This window comes from Bradyrhizobium sp. Ses1 (assembly GCF_059512365.1).
This window is the reverse complement of record NZ_JCAMOQ010000007.1, coordinates 194,098-213,559: the sequence shown is the minus strand read 5'-3', so window position 1 is coordinate 213,559 and position 19,462 is coordinate 194,098. Positions and strand designations below refer to the sequence as shown.

At 61.6% G+C, this 19,462-nt stretch carries 17 protein-coding genes; 3 read left to right on the top strand and 14 right to left on the bottom strand.

Going from position 1 to position 19,462, the window contains the following annotated elements; translation table 11 throughout:
• Window positions 1-69: 69 nt before the first annotated feature.
• From AC5ZG5_RS11885 to AC5ZG5_RS11870, 4 genes are read right to left on the bottom strand one after another with little or no spacing between them, the layout of a single operon-like run.
• The gene (locus AC5ZG5_RS11885; protein ID WP_456641984.1) at window positions 70-1,275 is read right to left on the bottom strand and encodes a xanthine dehydrogenase family Fe-S subunit; all 1,206 of its coding nucleotides are present in this window, start codon (window positions 1,273-1,275) and stop codon (window positions 70-72) included.
• Complete coding sequence (locus AC5ZG5_RS11880; protein ID WP_456641983.1) at window positions 1,272-2,108, bottom strand: FAD binding domain-containing protein; 837 nt, start codon at window positions 2,106-2,108, stop codon at window positions 1,272-1,274. Before AC5ZG5_RS11880 ends, AC5ZG5_RS11885 begins: the two co-directional genes overlap by 4 nt.
• Window positions 2,105-4,489 (bottom strand): xanthine dehydrogenase family protein molybdopterin-binding subunit, encoded by a 2,385-nt coding sequence (locus AC5ZG5_RS11875; RefSeq protein ID WP_456641982.1) that lies wholly within the window; start codon window positions 4,487-4,489, stop codon window positions 2,105-2,107. The genes AC5ZG5_RS11880 and AC5ZG5_RS11875 overlap by 4 nt, the downstream gene beginning before the upstream one ends.
• Before the next feature lie 34 nt (window positions 4,490-4,523).
• Window positions 4,524-5,801, bottom strand: coding sequence for an amidohydrolase/deacetylase family metallohydrolase (locus tag AC5ZG5_RS11870; RefSeq protein ID WP_456641981.1), 1,278 nt, complete (start codon window positions 5,799-5,801; stop codon window positions 4,524-4,526).
• 164 nt (window positions 5,802-5,965) lie between these two features.
• On the opposite strand from AC5ZG5_RS11870, the gene AC5ZG5_RS11865 reads away from it, so the two are divergent.
• Together AC5ZG5_RS11865 and AC5ZG5_RS11860 are read left to right on the top strand one after the other, a co-directional pair.
• A complete protein-coding gene (locus AC5ZG5_RS11865; RefSeq protein WP_456641980.1) occupies window positions 5,966-6,460 on the top strand; it encodes a MarR family winged helix-turn-helix transcriptional regulator in 495 nt (164 codons plus the stop codon).
• Window positions 6,461-6,770: 310 nt separating this feature from the next.
• Complete coding sequence (locus AC5ZG5_RS11860; protein ID WP_456641979.1) at window positions 6,771-8,189, top strand: cytosine permease; 1,419 nt, start codon at window positions 6,771-6,773, stop codon at window positions 8,187-8,189.
• Between the two features lie 109 nt (window positions 8,190-8,298).
• Here the strand turns inward: AC5ZG5_RS11860 and AC5ZG5_RS11855 are convergent, their stop codons facing one another.
• The 7 genes from AC5ZG5_RS11855 to AC5ZG5_RS11825 form a co-directional block, all read right to left on the bottom strand.
• A complete protein-coding gene (locus AC5ZG5_RS11855) occupies window positions 8,299-9,441 on the bottom strand; it encodes an acyl-CoA dehydrogenase family protein (RefSeq protein WP_456641978.1) in 1,143 nt (380 codons plus the stop codon).
• Window positions 9,442-9,474: 33 nt separating this feature from the next.
• Entirely contained in the window at window positions 9,475-10,233 is a 759-nt protein-coding gene (locus AC5ZG5_RS11850; protein WP_456641977.1) for an enoyl-CoA hydratase/isomerase family protein, read from the bottom strand.
• Between the two features lie 20 nt (window positions 10,234-10,253).
• Window positions 10,254-10,958, bottom strand: coding sequence for an ABC transporter ATP-binding protein (locus tag AC5ZG5_RS11845; RefSeq protein ID WP_130223831.1), 705 nt, complete (start codon window positions 10,956-10,958; stop codon window positions 10,254-10,256).
• Complete coding sequence (locus AC5ZG5_RS11840; protein WP_130223829.1) at window positions 10,951-11,721, bottom strand: ABC transporter ATP-binding protein; 771 nt, start codon at window positions 11,719-11,721, stop codon at window positions 10,951-10,953. The genes AC5ZG5_RS11845 and AC5ZG5_RS11840 overlap by 8 nt, the downstream gene beginning before the upstream one ends.
• Entirely contained in the window at window positions 11,711-12,649 is a 939-nt protein-coding gene (locus tag AC5ZG5_RS11835) for a branched-chain amino acid ABC transporter permease (protein ID WP_456641976.1), read from the bottom strand. Before AC5ZG5_RS11835 ends, AC5ZG5_RS11840 begins: the two co-directional genes overlap by 11 nt.
• A complete protein-coding gene (locus tag AC5ZG5_RS11830; protein ID WP_456641975.1) occupies window positions 12,646-13,506 on the bottom strand; it encodes a branched-chain amino acid ABC transporter permease in 861 nt (286 codons plus the stop codon). Before AC5ZG5_RS11830 ends, AC5ZG5_RS11835 begins: the two co-directional genes overlap by 4 nt.
• 109 nt (window positions 13,507-13,615) lie before the next feature.
• Window positions 13,616-14,794 carry an ABC transporter substrate-binding protein gene (locus tag AC5ZG5_RS11825; RefSeq protein WP_456641974.1) on the bottom strand — a complete coding sequence of 393 codons (1,179 nt, stop codon included), beginning with the start codon at window positions 14,792-14,794 and terminating at the stop codon, window positions 13,616-13,618.
• 247 nt (window positions 14,795-15,041) lie between these two features.
• Between AC5ZG5_RS11825 and AC5ZG5_RS11820 the strand changes: the two genes are divergently transcribed.
• Entirely contained in the window at window positions 15,042-15,722 is a 681-nt protein-coding gene (locus AC5ZG5_RS11820; RefSeq protein ID WP_130223905.1) for a GntR family transcriptional regulator, read from the top strand.
• A gap of 27 nt (window positions 15,723-15,749) precedes the next feature.
• On the opposite strand, the gene AC5ZG5_RS11815 is transcribed toward AC5ZG5_RS11820, so the two are convergent.
• Genes AC5ZG5_RS11815 through AC5ZG5_RS11805 form a run of 3 tightly spaced genes read right to left on the bottom strand, consistent with a single transcriptional unit; the run spans window position 15,750 to window position 19,418 of the window.
• Complete coding sequence (locus AC5ZG5_RS11815) at window positions 15,750-17,339, bottom strand: acyl CoA:acetate/3-ketoacid CoA transferase (RefSeq protein WP_456641973.1); 1,590 nt, start codon at window positions 17,337-17,339, stop codon at window positions 15,750-15,752.
• Complete coding sequence (locus AC5ZG5_RS11810) at window positions 17,336-18,100, bottom strand: enoyl-CoA hydratase/isomerase family protein (protein ID WP_456641972.1); 765 nt, start codon at window positions 18,098-18,100, stop codon at window positions 17,336-17,338. Before AC5ZG5_RS11810 ends, AC5ZG5_RS11815 begins: the two co-directional genes overlap by 4 nt.
• Window positions 18,093-19,418 (bottom strand): FAD-dependent oxidoreductase, encoded by a 1,326-nt coding sequence (locus tag AC5ZG5_RS11805; protein WP_456641971.1) that lies wholly within the window; start codon window positions 19,416-19,418, stop codon window positions 18,093-18,095. Before AC5ZG5_RS11805 ends, AC5ZG5_RS11810 begins: the two co-directional genes overlap by 8 nt.
• Window positions 19,419-19,462 lie beyond the last annotated feature (44 nt).

The window sequence follows — 19,462 nt, the reverse complement described above, 5'->3', positions numbered from 1 at the left end:
CCAATTGCTCTGTTGATCTCCGCGCAGTTCCAACCTCGCCGCCCCGCGATATGGGGAGACGCCGAAACATCATGCCGCTCCGTCTCGTCTGACGAAGCGACCCAACCAGCGCGCGATGCGCGCGCGAAAGACACCTGAAATCATCGAAAATCCCTTCAGCTCCTTCGCGGTTGCCTGCTCGGGCGAGGCCCCCGACATGCGGCGATCGAGATTGGCGGCAAATTCCGCGATCAGCCGCTCGGCGAGGTCGCGCACCAATCCCGGCCGCCCGACCTGCGCCAGCATTCCCGTCAGCGTGTATCCGATCAGGAGATCGACGCGCGTCGACGCGCCCTCTTCGATCGGCGTCAGCTGGTACCGGATTTCGCCCTGGGTCGCCGATCGGCTGCGGCGATCGTTGCCGATGCCGACGATGCGACCGGAGAGATTCTTCGGGTCGCGTTCGATGCGCGCCGTGCCCTGGAAGCTCGCGGCGACCGGACCAAGCTTGACGCGGATGGCGCCTTCAACCCGTTCAGGGCTTGGCACCGCCGTCAACGACGCGCCTGGCAGGCAGGCCGCGACGGCGGCGATGTCGTCGAACGTCGCAAAGACATCCTTTGGCGGGTACGGGAGCGTGAAGTCCCGTTCGAGCCGGTTGGCCGGGGTGAAGTCAGGAATCTCGGCCGGCGACGCCACCGTCTCGGATGCATAGGTGGGTTCAGTTTGGATTGGCTGCGGGACCTGGATCGCACCGTCTCGCCCACTTCGCCCGGAGCCCGCTGGCCCCAAGACCTTGCGGCCGCCGTCCGGCTCGGGTGCGATGCTGCGGGCACGCCGCGCCTCGATCACGGACTGCACCGCGCGCACGATGCCGACGTAACCGGTACAGCGGCAGAGATTTCCGCTCAGGCCGATGCGAATCTGGCGCTCGTCGGCGGCAGCCAGCCGCAGGACCAGATCGCGCGCGGAGACCAGCATGCCAGGCGTGCAATAGCCGCACTGCAAGGCGTGCTCGCGGGTGAAGGCGGCGCGCAGCTCGGTCGTGATGTCGTCCTCGTCGAGGCCCTCAATCGTGGTGACATCGGCCCCCTCGCAAGCCATGGCATAAGTGATGCACGAGCGCGCCGGCACGCCGTCGAGCAGCACTGTGCAGGCGCCGCAGACACCATGCTCGCAACCAAGATGCGTACCGGTCAAATCAAGCTTGTCGCGAACGAAATCGGCCAGACTCGTGCGCGGCTCCGCCTCAGCCTGCACCGCACGTCGGTTGACGTTGAGCGCAATCGTGTTCATGCGGCCGCCTCACGGACGGCGCGCCTGAGCACGCTCACATGGATATGTCGGTCGGCCGGATTGCCGATGCCGGCCTTGGCGAGAAGTGCGTCGGCGACGCGCACGTCGAAACGTTCCTTGAAATCGCCGGCGATGCGCCCACCGAACAGTTCCGCAGCATCCGTGATCACGATCGGCGCGGTGTCGATGGCGCCCATCACCACGCGCGCCGTCGCGGCGCTCGGATCGATCATGACGGCGCCGAGCGCATGCGCGAACTCGCCGGTCTTGCGGCAGCTCTTGACGTAGCCCCAATGCGCCGATGGCGGCCGCGCCGGAACATGGATGGTCGCGACGATCTCGCCCGGACGCAAAATGGATTCCAGGGCTCCAAGGATGAAATCTTCCAGCGCGACCGTGCGTGCCCCCGCAAGGCTGCGCAGCGTCAATCGGGCGCCGAAAGCTGCAAGCGCCGACACCCAGTCCGCGGCCGGATCGGCATGGCTGAGCGAGCCGCCGATCGTGCCGCGGTTGCGCACGGCGCGATACGCAATGTTGGCGGCAACACCCCGCATGGCGCCACGCGTCACATCCGGCGTTCGTCCATCCTCGATATCGGCGTGCGTGATGCAGGCCCCGAGCACAAGCTCGTCGCCGTGTCGCTCCACCTGCTTGAGTTCGGCAAGGCCGGTGATGTCGACGACCAATTCCGGCTGAACCAGCCGCAGGTTCAGCATCGGACCGAGCGACTGCCCGCCGGCGATGATCTTTGCCGCACCGTCGGTTTCAGCCAGCAGCGCAAGCGCCGCCGGCAGATCGCGTGGACGCTCATAGCTGAAAGGCGCGGGTTTCATGCCGCCGTCCTTTTTGCATCGCGAGCGGCGAGGATGGCCTCGACGATGCGGTGAGGCGTGATCGGCGATTGCATCATCTCGACGCCAAGCGGTCTCAATGCATCATTGACGGCATTGGCGATCGCGGCCGGCGGTGCGATCGCGCCGCCCTCGCCGATGCCCTTCACCCCGAATTGCGTATAGGGCGAAGGCGTCTCCATGTGGTCGAGGCGCGGCGCGGGCACTTCGGTCGGTCCGGGCAGGAGATAGTCGGCGAGCGTCGTCGCGAGCGGCTGGCCGGATCCGTCGAACGGCATCTCCTCATAAAGCGCGGTGCCGATGCCCTGCGCGAGGCCACCATAGATCTGGCCGTCCACGACCATCGGATTGACCAGCACGCCGCCGTCTTCGACGATGACATAGTCGAGGATTTCGACTTCGCCCAAATCGGGGTCAACGGCGACGACGGCTGCATGTGCGGCATAGCTGAAGGTGCCGCTGTCGCGCTGCGGCTTGTAGCCGGCGGTGACCTCAAGCCCGCCGGGATCGACATCGGCAGGCAGGTCCTGCGGGCGGCGATACCAAGTGTAGGCGATCTCCTTCAATGTCACGCTGCCGTTGACGCCGCGCACCTCGCCGTTCTGCAGCACCACCGCTGCCGGGTCGTGCTGCAACAGCTTGGCGCCGATGCGCGTTGCGCGCTCGCCGAGCTCGCGACATGCGGTTGCGACCGCGCCGCCCGCCATCACCATCGAACGCGAACCCCAGGTGCCCGTCGAATAGGGCGTCATCGCGGTGTCGCCAAGGATGATGTGCACGCTTCCGACATCGACGCCGAGCATCTCGTGGGCGACCTGGGCAAGCGTCGTCTCCATGCTCTGCCCGTGCGAATGCACTCCGACGCGCAGTTCGAGACCGCCGTCGGGCGTCAGCCGTGCCGATGCCTGCTCGTGGCCCGGCACCATCGGAATGCCCCAGCCGGCATAGACCGAAGTGCCGTGTGCCGCCTGCTCGCAATAGATGGAGACGCCGATGCCGATCCGCCGTCCATCAGGCTCTCCCGCGCGCTGGCGTTCGCGCACCGTATCGATATCGATCGCTGCCAGAGCCCGCCGCATCGCCTCGGGATAATCGCCGCTGTCGAAGTGTTTCTTGGTGATGTTGTCGTATGGCATCTGCTCCGGTTGGATCAGATTGCGCAGCCGCACTTCGCCGGGCTCGAGGCCCGCCTCCGCCGCAACCAGATCGAGCATCAGTTCCAGCGCAAAGCAGACCCCGGTGCGCGCGACGCCACGATAGGGCAGGATCGGGCACTTGTTGGTCGCGACCGAAAAGGTTCGGCAGCGATAGGCCGGCATCAGGTAGGGACCGGGCAGGATGCTTGCGACCTGCGCCGCCTCGAGGCATGCCGAGAACGGATAGGACGAGTAGGCACCGGAATCGACCGTTGCCTCACAATCGATGCCGCGCAGCGTTCCGTCACTGTTGGCATAGACCGTGATCTTGTAATGATGCTCCCGACAGTTTGAGCTCGCGGTGAGATGTTCGCGGCGATCCTCGGTCCAGCGCACCGGATGGCCACAGCGCATGGTCAGCCAGGAGAGGCAGACTTCCTCGGGAAGCAGAATTCCCTTGTGGCCGAAGCCGCCGCCGACATCGGGCGAGATCAGGCGAATCCTCACCTCCTCCATGCCAAGGCACTCGGCAAGGCCGCTGCGGGTGACGTGCGGCATCTGGGCGGCGGAATAGAGCGTGAGCTGATCGAGCCGGTGATCGAAAGTGGCGACCACGCCGCGCCCTTCGAGCGGCGACATGCATTGTCGTGCGGTCGAAATCTCGCGCGTCACCTTGATTGGCGCATCCAGCGCTGCTGAGATGTCGACCTCATAATTGGTCTCGAGGAAGACGTTGTCGCCCCAGTGCTCGTGCACCAGCGCCGCACCAGGTTCGCGCGCCTTCAGCATGTCGTAGACCGCGGGAAGCTCTTCGAGATCGAGCGTGACAGAAGCCGCGATGTCCTCGGCTTCGGCGCGCGTCGGCGCCACGCACATCGCGACGAGTTCGCCGACCTGACGGACCTTGCCGGTGGCGAGCACCGGTTGCTCGGAAATCTTGAAACCCGGCAGCGCCGACACCGCGCGGATCGGCTTGACGCCGACGAGATCGGCGGCGGTGAAGACTTTTCCACGATAATGTTCGGGCACATGGATGCCGCTGATCCGCGCGTGGGCCAGCGGGCTGCGCACGAACGCAACATCCTGCAGGCCGGCGAGACGAATGTCGGCCACGAACTGGCCGCGGCCACGCATCAGCCGATCGTCCTCCTTGCGCGGCAGCCGCGCGCCGACGCCCTGCCCGGCGCCTGCCCCTGGTGCGGAGGAAAAGTCACGCTCGTTGCGCATAGTGGCGTCCCCCGATCGGACTGCTACGGCCTCCTTACGCCGCGACCGCTTGCGGCAGGATCGGCGCGACCGCGTCGTAGCGCGTGCCGGCACGCAAACAGAACGTCGGCTGCAGTAGCCGTTCGGCAATGACTTCAGTCTTCTCGTTGTCGCGAAGGACAAATCGCCCGGTGTGCTCCGTGAGCACCGAGACATCGGCATCCCTGCCGACTTTGAGCGCGCCGATCTCCTCATCACGGCCAAGCATCTTCGCCGGATTGGAGGTGACCATCGGCACCACCTGCTCGAGCGAGAGCCCGAGCGCCATCATCGAACTCATCGCCTGCACCAGGCTGAACTTTGCCTGGCCGGCGAACGGATGGTTTTCTTCATCCTCGTGCTGTTCCGGTGTACCGGCCGGCGCGGGCACATGGGTGTTGTAGCCGTGGATGTCGGCGCCGAGCGTGGTCGGAACGATGCCGGCACTGATCGCCTTCTTGGCTAGCCGGTAGGAGAAATGGCTGCCGTGACCGACATCGACCTTGAGGCCTCGGTCGAGCGCTGCCTGGATCACCGGATGCACCTCGCCCTCGCGGTTGACGAAGCCGCCGGGATGGCGCGTGAACGGATGCGCCAAGATATCCCCTTCGCGCAACAGCGGGATCACACGCGTCAGGATCGTGTCGGCATCCTCGCCGTTCGCACCGCTTTCGGGCAGACCCCAGAGCTGACCGAAATGGACATAGACAGGCAGATCGGCGCGGCGACCGATCTCCGCGGACATTTCGATGACGCGAATGCCCCAGCGTGCAAAGCCGCCGATCTCAGCATGCGCCTTGATGCCGCGAACGATATCAGGATTGGCCCTCGCCGCCTTGACGGTGGCGTCGATGTCGACACCCTCGGGGCTATAGAGCTGCGGATAGTAATGTCCTTCGAGCCCGCCAACGAGATAGGCCGACAGGAACGCATAGACGCGCGACTTCGCAGATTCGGCGATGAAGTGGCGAAAGCCCGGAAGCGTCATGCAGGATGGACCGCCCTGATCGACCAGCGTTGTGACGCCCGACTGCACTCCGACCATGTCGGCATTCATGCCGAAACGTCCGGTGACATATTGATAGACATGCGCGTGCGTATCGATCAGTCCCGGCAACACCAGCTTGCCGGCGACGTCGATCACTTCCCTCGCGCTGGTTGGCAGGATATCGGCCTGCACCGCCGCGATCTTGCCGTTGCGAATGGCAACATCCCGGATGCTATCAATGCCGGAGGACGGACAGATGACGCGGCCGCCACGCAAAAGCAGGTCGAAGCTGGCGCTGATGGACATGAACGTTCTCCTTAAGCTCTCGCCGGCGGGTTGGTCCCGCTCTCGCGGAAATACGAAGCATGCTTCGTATTTTTCAAAAAGCAAGCTTCGTGCCATGATCTGGTGATGGCGCGTGCGCTCGAATCGGGCTACTCGCGCCTCGTTCCAAGACTGGAGACTGTGCGTTGCAGCAAGCGAAGAAGCGTCGCGGCGAGACCAGGCATCGCCCATGGCCATTGTCACAACGGCCGGGGTTCCTGATCCGGCGCCTGCATCAGATTCACGTCGCGCTGTTCCAGGAGGCGTGCGGAGAATTCGAGATAACGCCGCTGCAATACAGCCTGCTCTCGGCGCTGGCGGTGCGAGGAACCGCCGATCAGACCACATTGGCGGCCGATATCGCGCTGGATCGGACCACGACGACGGGTGCGCTGAAGCGACTCGCCGCCCGAAATCTGGTCGAACGGGCCGTCAACAAGGACGACCGACGCGCCCGGCTGTGCCGGTTGACATCGACCGGAAAGGCCCTGCTCGACAAGATTGAAGCATCGGCGCGCGCCGCACACCGCACAACCCTCGGTGGCTTGACAGAGAAGGAACGCGGCTTGTTCATCGAAATGATGCAACGCATCGTTGCAGGCAACGCCAGTCGCGACAGCGCCACTGCCCTTTTCGACTAGATGGAACATGAGCCGCTGGCTGTCTTTTTGGCGCGGGCTGCACAATCTATGATCGCACGCTCGCTATTGCGGTTCCGGCTCTGCTGACGCCCGGACTGGCATGACCAAGCGATGCAACAGCCGGCCTGCACGTCGACATCGACCAAGAGCGATGCCGTCTCGGCCTTGAAAAGACAGCGTCAATTCTTCGAACCACCCGCCGCGTCGGCGCGCGGAGCAGCAGGCTTCGCGGCTACACCCTACTTCCATGGCACGATTGTTGCTCCGCCCGCCGATTACGAAGCGTGCTTCGTATTGAACGGGGGATGTCATGACGGATTCCGAGCTTCGCGCCGATATTCATAGCATCGAGCCTATTCCTGACGCCGACCGAGATTCCACCGGACCGCAGCAAATGTGGATCTGGGCAGGCGCCAATATCGCGCCGGTCAACTGGGCCCTCGGCGCGCTTGGCATCATCCTGAAGCTCGGCCTTATGGAAACGATCGCGGTGATCGTGATCGGCAACATCATCGGTTGCGCGATCTTCGCGTCCTTTACGGTGATGGGTCACAGGACCGGCGTCAACCAAATGGTCTTGAGCCGCTCGGCCTTCGGCGTTCGCGGCGCCTATCTGCCGAGCATCCTGATGTTCCTGATGACGCTGTGCTGGATCGGCGTGAACACCTACTTCCCCGTGAAGATCGCAGTCGCCATCCTTGGTCAGTTCGGCATTCCCGACAGCTGGCTGGTCGAGATCATCATCATCACGCTGGTGATGGTGCTGCAGGTCGGGATCGGCGTGTACGGCTTCTACGCGATCCGGACCTTCGAGAAGTACACGGTGCCAGCGACGGTTGCCATCATGATCCTGATGAGCGTACTGGCGTGGTCGCGTCCGGGCGTCGTCAATTGGGGCCTCACCACGTCCCTTTCGGGTGGCGCGCATCTGGCGATGCTGACGCTGCTGATGACAGCGATCGGCGTCGGCTGGGGCATCTCCTGGGTCACCTGGGCATCGGACTATTCGCGCTTCGTGCCGAAGAGCGTGCCCTCGAGCTCCGTGTTCTGGTACAGCTATGTCGGCATGTTCGTCCCGAGCGCGTGGCTCGCCATCCTGGGCGCGACGATCGCCAGCACGACACTGGATACCGATCCGGCCAAGATGGTCAGCGCGGTGTTCGGCGGTCCGACCAGCATCCTAGTGCTGCTGATGGTGCTGCACGGACCGATCGCGACCAATATCCTCAATGTCTATTCGGCTGCGCTCGCCGCGCTTAGCGCAGGCCTCAAGCTCTCGCGCGTCGCGCTAGCGATCATCGTCGGCATCGCCGGTTATCTGGTCACGCTCTACTTCATCTTCGCGCCGTCCTTTGCGAAGGCGTTCGACAACTGGATGATCAGCCTGTTGTTGTGGATGAGCCCGTGGGCCGGTGTCGTGCTCGCCGACTTCTACATCAAGCGAAAGGGCCAGATCGACGTCGCCGAGCTCTACCGCTCGCCGGAAACCAGCGCCTATGGCGATATCAATTGGGGCGGAATCATCGCCTTCCTGGCAGGTCTCGTTGCAGGCTGGTCGGTCGAAGACGGCCTCGTCAGCGCGTTGCAGGGACCAATCTCGACGGGTCTGCTCGGCGGCGCCGATCTGAGCTGGCTCTTTGGCATCGGCGTATCGGCTGCGGTATATCTGGCAGTCGGCAAGCGGGCGACCGCCACAACACCTGTTGCCGCGACCAGCGCGAGTCAGTGAAGGGGTAATGGATCGCCACCTGACGTCACCTCTGAAGGTGATCGGTTCAGCTCTGGGCTAAGCGCCGACGCGCTCCGACTATCGAGGCACCTCTACTCTTAGCGGAGCGTTATGCCATCAGTTCACGCGCGATCACCAGACGCTGGATCTCGCTTGTCCCCTCAAGGATACGAAGGACCCGCGCTTCGCCGAGAAGCCCTGATACCTCATACTCTTCGAACGCACCGTAGCCGCCGTGAACCTGCAGGGCGATATCGGCAACCTCACTTGCCATTTCGGTCGCAAACAACTTGGCCATGGATGTCTCGAGACGGAATGGCCGGTCTGCGTCTGCCAAGCAGGCAGCATTGCGGATCATGAGCTCGGTCGCGTGAATTTTCGTAAGCGCATCGGCCAGCGGGAATGTCAGTCCCTGGTGATTGAATATCGGCACCCCGCCGACCTTGCGGCCTGCCCCATAGGATTTCGCGAGGTCCATCGCCTTGCGGGCGAGCCCCAGGCCAGCGGCACCGACAAGAATACGGCCGATGCTGAGGGTGGTCAGTATCTGCTTCAGCCCGTCCCCGCGCTCGCCAATCATATTCGCTTTGGGTACGCGACATTCATCGAGGAACAGTTCCACCGAATCTGCAATCCGCCAGCCAATCTTGCGGCCGGGCTTGCCGACCTTGAAGCCAGGCGTTCCAACCGGTAGGACGAAGGTCGAGAGTCCCTTGGGGCCCAGCTCGGGGTCAGTGACAGCGACGAACGTCGATGCTCCGTGCAGAGGCGTGCCGGCATTGGTGGAGAACACCTTCGATCCCGACAGCACAAAGGAATCGCCATCTTCCACAGCCCGTGTCTTGATGCTGGCGACGTCCGACCCGCCGCTGGGCTCGGTGACACCGAACGAGGCGATGAAATCGCCGCGGCATAGCGGCTCCAGCCACTTCTTCTTGACTTCGTCGGAACCGTAGCGCGCGATCACCGTCATCGGTGCGCTGTTGCAAAGATAGATCGCGGCGAATCCCGGTTCTGCGCGAGCCAGCGTCTCGGCCACGATCGCCGCGCCTCGCGTGCCAAGTCCGCCGCCGGCAAAATCCGGATCGTAGGCGGTGCCCATGAAGCCGAGTGAGAGAAACTCTCTGACAAGTTCGGTGGGAAACTCATGCCGATCCACAAACGGCTTGATCTTCGGCCGGATTGAGCCTTCTGCGAACTGTTCAAGACCTTCTTTCAGGAGCCTTTCTTCTTCGTTGAGGTCAAGAAGCATCGGTCCAGTCCTTCCTGGTTGGGATGGCAGCCATCAACGGTGCCGGAACTTGTCGAGGGTCGCCTGGGCCGCTCTCTCCCGACAATTGTCGAGGAAGAGGCGATTGGCTTCGAAGTCCATCGCTTCGGCATTTTCCATCAGATAGCTGGAAAAGAAGCGCTTGGTTGCCGCAACCGCCGGCCGCGGAAGCGAGGCCAGCTTTTCAGCGATACTGATAGCGGTCGAAAGCGCCTTGCCATCGTCGCAACAATAGTCAACCACGCCGAGTTCTCGCGCCCCTTCGGCGGTCAGCGGCTCAAGGCAGAAACAGAGCAAGCGAGCCTTGACCAACCCTACGCGAGCAACCAGCGACTTGATGCCCCAGGGGGTGAGCCAGCCATGCGGGACCTCGGGCAGGCTCCACTTCGATCCGCGCCCCGCGACAACGACGTCGCAACAGGTGGCGAATGTAAATCCGCCACCGATCGCGAACGCTTCGACTGCGGCGACGACGGGCTTGCTGATGAAACCGATCAGGCGGCCCAAGTCTCCACATTCCTGCTCGAAGCGCCCCATCGCCCCAAGACCGAGCGCACCGATGAACTTCAGGTCGCTGCCGGCGGAAAAGCCAGGGGGCGCACCGACGAGAACGAGCGCACCGACACTGTCATCGCGATCCAGCTCGATCAGGGCCGCTTTCACCCTGTCCACGAGATCCTGATTCATCGAATTGCGGCGCGAAGACCTCAACAAGGTGATGACGGCAACATCCCCCCGCTTCTCGAGACCAACAACTTCCTGCTTTTCGTTCATGGATCACCAGCCAATAGACTTCACGCGCCGAGATACATCTGCTTGACTTCGGGAGCTTCCGAGAGATGTTTCGCATCACCCGATGTCACGATGTTGCCGGACTGCAGCACGTAGGCGCGATCCGCGCATCCCAATGCCATCACCGCATTCTGCTCGGCGAGCAGGATCGCTAGGCCCTCCTTGGCCAGCTCGCGGATGATCCGCCCAAGCTCTTCGATAATGATCGGCGCGAGACCGAGCGTCGGCTCATCGAGCAGCATCAACTTCGGCCGAGACATCAATCCACGTCCGATGGCGAGCATCTGCTGTTCGCCACCCGACATCGAGCCAGCTCGCTGTGTGCTGCGCTCGCGCAAGCGAGGGAACATGGAAAAGATTCGTTCGATGTCGCCTTCGACATGGTCGCGATCGGACCGATGGTAAGCTCCCATCAACAGGTTCTCGTGGACCGACATTCGCGGAAAGATCTGGCGGCCTTCCGGAACGAGCACCAGCCCGCACTTGACACGCTCGGCTGTCGATATCGAAGCCATGTCACTGCCATCGAAGGCGATCTTGCCGGAGTCGTTCCTCTTCAATCCGGCAAGCGTGCGCAAGGTCGTCGATTTTCCGGCGGCATTCGGCCCGATCAGCGTGACGACTTCACCCTGCTGAAGCTCGAAGGAGACGCCTCTAAGGACCTTCTGCTTGCCGTAACTGACGTTGAGATCGGAGACATCAAGCATGCTTCTTGCCCAAATAGGCTTCGACGACTGCCTCGTTGGCGAGAACGTCCACGGTCTTGCCGGTGGCGATGACCGCGCCGTGATGAAGTGCAATCGACCGATCCGCCAGCCGGCCCAGGAACCCGACCTTGTGATCAATGATGCAGAGCGTCACCCCGTGCGTTCTCAAATCGCGCAGCACCGCATCGAGGTTCATGATCTCGTCGTGGCCAAGACCCGAGGCCGGCTCGTCGAGCAACAGCAACTCCGGCTCGCAGACCATTCCCATCGCCACGCCCAACATCTTCTCACCGCCATAGGACAGAGCCCCCGCCTCTTCGTTCCGCTTGTCGGCCAGCCTGCACAGTTCGAGCATCTGGTCGATCTTGCGAGTCAACGTACCGTTCAGTGCAGCGGGCATACCTCCGAACAATGTCCACAGGCGACCGAAGCCCAACGTGCGTTTTATGTGGAGGTGACACGCAATGCGCATGTGCTCGGCGACAGTCAGCTCTGGAAACAGTTGCGGATTCTGAAACGTCTTCACCAATCCGTGCTGCGCGACTTCAAACGGCGGAAGCGCGCTGATATCCTCGCCTTTCCAGAGAATACTGCCCTGCGTCGGCTGGAGAATTCCCGCGATCAGACTGAGCGTCGTGGTCTTCCCGGAGCCGTTCGGCCCGAAGATCCCGATGATTTCGCCCCGCTCGATTCCGAAGGAGACATTCGAAACGGCCGTTAGGCCGCCGAACCGCTTGGTCAGATTCCGGATATCAAGCAGCATTTCTTTTGCTCCCGATCAGGCCCACGATGCCCTTCGGCATGACCAGGATGACAAAGACCAGAATCGAACCGTAGAGCGCGATGCGGAGCTCCGCGCTCAACTCGATGACGTGCGGAAGCGCTGTCAACACGAACGCGCCGATCACGGGCCCGATCAGCGACCCAACCCCGCCGAGCAGAACCATCGCAATAATGTCAAGCCCGAGCGGTATCGAGAGATAGTGCGGCTCAACGAAACCTGAATAAAACCCATAGAAAGCTCCAACCAAGCCTGCGAGCGCGCTTCCGATCGCAAAGCTCAGTAGCTTGTACTTGAAAACATCAATACCCAGGGTTTCGCCTAGCTGGTCATTCAGGCGGATCGCCGCAAGGCAGCGTCCGATCCACGATGAAAGGACCCCTTGGCAGACAACATACACGATAACCAACAGCGCCAGCGTCAGGTAGTACCAGGCAACCCCGCCCGAAATCGCAACGTTGCCAATCGGCGTCCAGAGGCTCGGCTTGTCGACAACGGTGATGCCGAGTGAGCCGTTCGTCATTCCGTTCCAGTTCAGTATGATCAGCCGCAGCACCTCCGAAAACGCCATCGTGACGACGGCGAAATAGAATTCCTTCAGCTTGAATCGGAAACAGATCGTTCCAACGATCAGCGACAGGACGAAAACGACGGCCAGAGCGGGCGCTATGGCCAACCAAAAATTCCAGCCGAACGTCGTGACGAGGATCGTGACGATATAGGCCGACACGCCGAACGATGCGGCATGGAACATCGACAACTGGCCAGTGAATCCAAATATCAGATTGAAGCTCACGGCCAGAGATGCGGCCATGAAGGCGTAAATCGCAATGGCAAGAAGCGAATCGCTATGAGCTGTGAGCGGCGCCAGGAGCGCGACGAGCAATCCGACGGCGATCGCATATCTCATGGCCGATCTCCAAAGAGGCCAGCCGGACGAACGAGGAGAATCGCGATCAGGAAGACGAGCCCGTAGGCGTCGCGGAAGGCGGATGGAAGGAAGACGGAGCCTATGTTCTCGCTGATACCGAGAATGATGCCACCGCCCAGCGCTCCAATGACGCTGCCGACACCTGCAAGGATCGCAGCTTCCACCGCCTTCAGGATGTATCCGGAGCCGATCGTCGGCTCGATGGAGTACATGCTGGCGTAGAGTCCGCCACCAAGGCCTGCGAGCGCTGTCGAGTACACGACGACGATCGTCTGCAGCCGTCCGGTGTGAACCCCCATCAGCGCAGCGGCCTCGGGATTCTGCGCATAAGAGAACGCCGCACGGCCAAGCCAGGTGCGTGTCAACGCGACATAAGTGCCGAATATCACGGCCAGGAAGACGACGCAGACAACGACCTTGATCTTGGGAAGGACAATCCCCGCGATGTTCAACGCGCCAGGCAGCACGTAAGTGAGGTCCTTCGGCGTCGTGGTGAAGGCCGCGAGCACGAGCGCCTCGAATACCGAGATCATGCCGATCGACACAAGAAGGCCATTGACGAGATTGCCGCGCGTGAACTGAAACAGCGCACGATCCGAGACGTAACCGACGACGCTGACGGCGCCGACGGCACCAAGCACGGCCAATGCATAGGGACAGCCGAGTACGTCGTAGAAATACCACGTTGCGTAGGCGCCGAGCATCATGAAGGCGCCTAACGCGAAATTCACAATGCCGGTCAAACCGAAAGTGAGCGTCACGCCGAGCGCGATGATGCCGTAGAGCGAGCCGACGATCACGCCGTTGAGCATCTGCCCGATAATTAGCTGCGACATGGATACTGTGTCCGTTGGGAGAACGGGCCGGGGCAAGTGCCCCTCCCTCACCGATGGAATGGCCTTCCCGGACGAGCATTCCGGGAAAGCCGAAGTGCGACAATCTCAGCTATTCTTTGGTCGGGTCGTATTTGACGATTTCAATCGAACCGCCCTTGCGCACATGCACCACGTCGAACCCGAACACCGCCTCTCCGGTTTTGTCGTATCGGATCTTCCACAACCCGTCGTAAGTCATGGCCAGCAACGTGGACCGGATCTTGGAAATGTCGTCGACCGTACCTGCGCTCTGCATCGCCTGGACGAGCATGTAGACATGGTCGTAGCAGGACGACGAGCACAGAGGCGCCTGATCATAGGGGAATTCCCGATTGAAAGTCTTCCTGTAACTCTCGATGAACGCCTTGACCTTCGGCTCGCTCTTTTCCGCTTCCTCGAAGTACTTCGGAACGTAGGCTACGTAGTCCGCGATGGCGTCCTTGTTCTTGAGCGCGGGGCCGATCGAGCCACGAACCAGGAAAAAGCGGTTCGCGAAACCGGATTCAGTCGCCTGCCGCACGATGTCGTAGAGCACCGCATCCGAATAGCCGGGGAAGAGAATATCGGGCTTCCCGGCGGCGAGCTTCGCAAGTACCGCACTGAAGTCCTTCGTGCCCGGTTCAAAGAGTTCGACCTGAAGCTCGATGCCGGCAGTCTTGAACAGGCCCGTATAGATGTCGACGGCGGTCTTACCGAAGGCATCGTTCTGGAACAGCATCGCCACCTTCTTGGTGTTCAGCTTCTTCAGGTAGTCGACCATCAACTGGCCGAACCCGGCCGAGCCGGCATCCCAATTCCAGGTGCGCAACAGATAGTCGTGATCCGGTTTTCCAAGCGCGGCATGGGCCGATGTGGCTCCTGAAAACAGCAGGAACTTGCCGTTATTCTGGTTCGCGATCGGTTCAATGGCGTTGAAGATATTGGTCAGGAATGGACCGAAGACGAAGCGAACCTTGTCTTCCATCATCTTGCGAAACTGAACCGTCGCCTCGCGTGGCTCGCCACGCGTATCCGCCTGGATCAATTCGAGCTTGTAGGTCTTGTCGCCGACCTTGAAGCCGCCCTTGGCATTGATCTCCTCGACGGCAACCTTGGTGCCTTGCGCCGACATCCATCCATAGGTGGCGGTGGCGCCCGTTAGTGCCTCGATCTGACCGATCTTGACGACATCTTGAGCGCTAACAGCCGGCGCCGCGAGCAGGCTGCACGCCATCAATCCTGTGAGCAGAAATCCTCTTGACCCGAGCACGTCTCTCTCCCTGACGATATTTGTATTATCTCACTAACGTACTAGTAATATCTTACGGGCCAAGCGTCAAGCCTGGCGGCCTCGTTCGCATGCCGAGCGACCGAAGAGCAGTCGGCTAAGGCTGTCGGAGAAAGGTCGCGGGAACGGCGACGGACAACAAACCGGTATAGATCAGGCGCTGCTCGGTTGACTGGTGCTTGCGAGTTCTTCAATACGACCCGGTGTACTGCAAAGGCTTAGACATCTTATGGGTAAGAAAGCTGCGATCGATGTCACAACAGAATCACAGGCCGATGCTGCGCATCGACGCCTGGAAGAGATGATTGTCACCTTGCAGCTTCCTCCTGGGAGCCACTGGTCCGAAGAGGGTCTTGCCGACAAGATCGGGATTGGCCGCACGCCGGTCCGCGAAGCAGTCAAGCGCCTGCAGGCAGACTATCTGGTCAGCATCTTGCCGCGGCACGGCTTGATGATCACCGAGATCAATCTCCATGAGCAGTTGCTCGTCATCGAATTCCGCAGGGAACTTGAGATTTTCATTTCCACACGAGCGGCACGAAGGATCATGGCTACCGATCGCGAGCGGCTCATTGCGGCGGCCAACGAAATCGATGCGGCCGGCAAGCAGGGCAATCTGGAAAAATACCTACGCGAGGTGTTCAATGCGAATCAGCTCATCGCGAAGGCGGCGGGCAATCCTTTTGCAGCCCGATCGATCTCACCGCTCCACGCGATGTCCCGGCGCTTCTACTACAAATATGAGTCCGACCTGCAGAACCTCGAAGCGATGGGTAAACTGCATGCCGAGCGGGCGCGCGCCGTCGCACGGCAGGACGAGAAGAAGGCGCTTGCCCACGCTACGGCCCTGATGGACCAGATCGAAGGCTACACGCGCAAGATCTTCGAGCGCGGGATCGGACTGGCGTAGCCTGATCGAATCAGTGTTTGGCGACCTTCAACTGGCCCTCGCCTGGCGAGGTATATCCAGGAAGAACGCCTCATCCATGAGCTTGAGGTCGTCCGCCACCTTCCATGGGGCGAATTCCATCTGATCGAGCACGTCGCGGCGAACATCGATCCCTGGCGCGACTTCGGTGAGGGTCAGGCCTTCGGCCGTGATCTCGAACACGGCGCGCTCGGTGATCACGCGGGCCGTCTGACCACGCTTCACACCATCGATCACGGAATAGGTAATGTGTTCGGCCTTGTTGACGAATTTGCGTACCTTACCCTCTTTGATGATGCACAGCTTTCCATCTGCGAATGCGACGTCGAGGCCGCCGGTGGTGAAAGTGCCAGTGAACACCAGCCGCTCTGCGTTTTCCGCGATATCGATGAAGCCGCCGGCGCCGGGATTTGCGGCACCGAATTTGGAAACGTTGACCAGACCACCGCGGTCGAATTGGGCAAAGGCCAGCGCTGCAAACCGGCAAAGACCGCCGTCGATGGCATCGAACTGGTAGACCCCGTCCAAGATCGCATCAGGATTGAGGTTGGCTGAGAACTGCCAACCGGACATCACGATGCCCCCGTAGGAACCGTGCTCGGTCGTGAACCAGTAGTCCTTGAGGCCACCGTTCTCGAACACCCCCTGCTCGGCCATCACCAAGGGTACATCGGCGGCAGCCCCGAAGCCGAAGATGGATAGTTCTCGCTTGCGGACTTCTTTCGCTGCACGCAACGCAACGACCTTGTCCGCCGACATCGGAATGGGCGGGAGCTGCGACAAGGGACGCCGTTCTCCGCCGAAGTAGGCTGGCTCGAACTTGACGTCAGTCGTCATCATCATCGACGGATCGACCACGACGGCGTCCACGAACATACCGGGAATCCGCACCTCCGAAGCGGGCCGCGTTCCATGGGGTACCGCTCGGCGCACCTGAGCTATGACACGGCCACCATGCGCCTTGGCCGCAAGGATCAGCGCGATGTTGGAGGAGACGAGCGCCTCGTTCTCGAATGAGAGGTTGCCTTCCTCGTCCGCCGATGAGGCGTAGACAAAGACCGTGTCGAGCTTCCACGTCGGATAGAACAGATACGGTTGACCTTCGAAATCGATTCGCCGGACCAGATCATCTTGTGCGCGCTCGGTGAACTTGCCACCGCCGTTTTCGGGATCGATGTAGGTCCCGAGACCGATCCGTGTCATGTAACCGGGGCTACGACGCGCAACTTCGCGAAGCCAATGCATGGTCGCTCCGATCGGCCACGAATAGGCTTCGATTCTGTTTTCACGGATCAAGCGCATCAACTCCGGGCGCTTGCCCGTCGTCGGATCGACCGGATTGATGTAGGATCCGCCGACGATGCGCTTCATCAAGCCTTCTTGCGCGACGTGATCCATTCCCCTGATGCCTTGGGCATCGCCCGTCCCGACAGGGAAATAGAACGTCAGATCTTTCGGACACGCCGTTTTGCGGAAACGCTCTCCGAGCGCTCTGAGCAGCGCATCCGGCGTCACCCAGCCGATTACACCGACGCAGCCGACAGTGGATCCATCCGGGATCGAAGCGACCGCGGTCGCGGCATCAACAATCTTGCTCACGCTTTCACCATGAAACGTTCGAAGGTCTTGCGCGAGCTCGGCGTTTCGCAATTCAACGCGAACTCCCTGGATGCGACTTCATCCAGGCGCTCCGCATCCGCCATGATGAATGGTTCAAAGAATCGCTTGGTGGACGCGATCGCTTCCCGTGGCACCGCGGCGAGCCCGTCGGCCACACTGATCGCATGCTCGAGCGCCGCACCCGGCTCGACCACATCGTCAACCAGTCCAATACGAGCCGCTTCGACACCGTCGATCGGCGCAGCACCCCAGGTCAAACGGCGCGCTCGAACGGGTCCAGTTCGCGCCAGCAGCGCTGCCAGCCCCCAAGGGGGCAGCCAGCCGTTTGGCGCCTCGGGCAAATGCCAGCGCGCCGTGGAGGCACTGACGACGATGTCGCAGGATGCGGCAAGGATAAAGCCGCCGCCAAGTGCATACCCCTCCACCGCGGCGATGACCGGCTTTGCGCGATAACCAATGGCACGCGCGAATGCAGCCGTCTCCGACTCATGCTTGCACATATCCGCTATCGATAGACCAGCCAGTTCCTTCAGGTCGCTCCCGGCGCAGAATGCCGGCGCCGCACCGGTCAACACGACCGCCCTTACCGCATGGTTCTGTTCGGCACCGGATAGCGCCTCCCCGAGCTCTCGCATCAACTGCGACCCCAACGCATTGCGGCGCTCAGGACGATTTATTGTGACGATCGCAATCGCCCCATTGATTTCAAACTTGATCATTTCGGGATTGTCCTCATCCAATGCGCGCGCCGTCCGCGTTGACCGCAGCCCTGACGTCCTTGCCGTCGATAGCGCGGGGCAGCACGTTCTCGCGAACTGCAATCGCCGCGGCGAGACCTATTGCGTGACCATAGGAAAAGCATTGCGCGGTCACGCGTGCCGAGGCCACGGCCTCATGTTCTGCCGACAAGCACCGACCCGCGACCAGCAGCGCCTCGCCACGCTCGGGAACGAAGCATCCGTAAGGCACTTCGTAATAGTCGTTCAGCAGCCACTCCACCCTGGGTTTGTCTCCCGAGTGCAACTCGATCGGCCAGGGCGACACGGCGATGCCGTCGGCGAACTTGGCGCCTCGAACGACGTCTGAATTCGCGAGCGTCTTCACGCCCGACACCTGGCGGGTCTGGCGCACGCCGACCTGAACGCCGGTATCATTCAGGAAAGCGCTCTCGCAACCGACCAGATTGTCACGGAAGAAGCGCGCATATTCACGAGCCTGCAGCCGACCTTCGATTTCCGCGTCGGTAAAGTCCTGGTAAGAAAGCGTGTTCAGCTCTCGGCCATCGGGCCCGATCACGCGCGTGCAATTGCACAGTAGCTCTCCCGGACGAGTGGTAGGAAACAACCAGATCTTGGCGCGTGGGAGCTTGTAGTCGCCGGCATTATGCTTGGCTCGGATCATCGCGGAGACCTTCTCCGGCATGATCGTGTCCACGCCGTATTCGCCGACAAAGCGGTCGACATCGACTCCCATCATACGGAAGATCATCGTCGGATTTTGCACCGCTCCGTTGTCGCCGATGAAACTCGGCAGTCCCGCCATCGCGACCACGTCGGCATCGCCGCTCGCGTCGATCACGACCTTCGCGCGTGCATCCACCGGCCCCTGCTTGGTCCAGATGCCAAGTCCTTCGACCTTGTCGCCTTCCATTCGCACGGACTGGGCGACGGCATGGAAGATGACGCGAACGCCTGCCTCCCGCAGCATCGCGTCGGCAGCCTCACGCCACACCAGCGGATCGTGGACGCGAGCCCATGTCTTGCCGTAGAGCAATGGCTCGCCCAACCCTCCCATCGCCTCAAGCCGACGGCAAAACTCGTCGGCAAAGCCGAAAACGACCTGTTGCGGGCCCGCCGCAACATTGTTTGTCGCTTCGTAAAGACCGCAGACAGTGCCCGAGAGCCCGGCGACGGCACCGCCGCCACAGAATCCGTAGCGCTCGACCAGCGTAACGCTCAGCCCCTTGCGCGCCGAGGCGATAGCTGCCGCAACACCGGCTGCTCCGCCCCCGACAATCAAGACATCGCTATCAACTCGAATGGAACCGCGAGCGTCCAACCTTCATTCCTTTTAGTATAGTAGTGATGTATTACAAATATCTC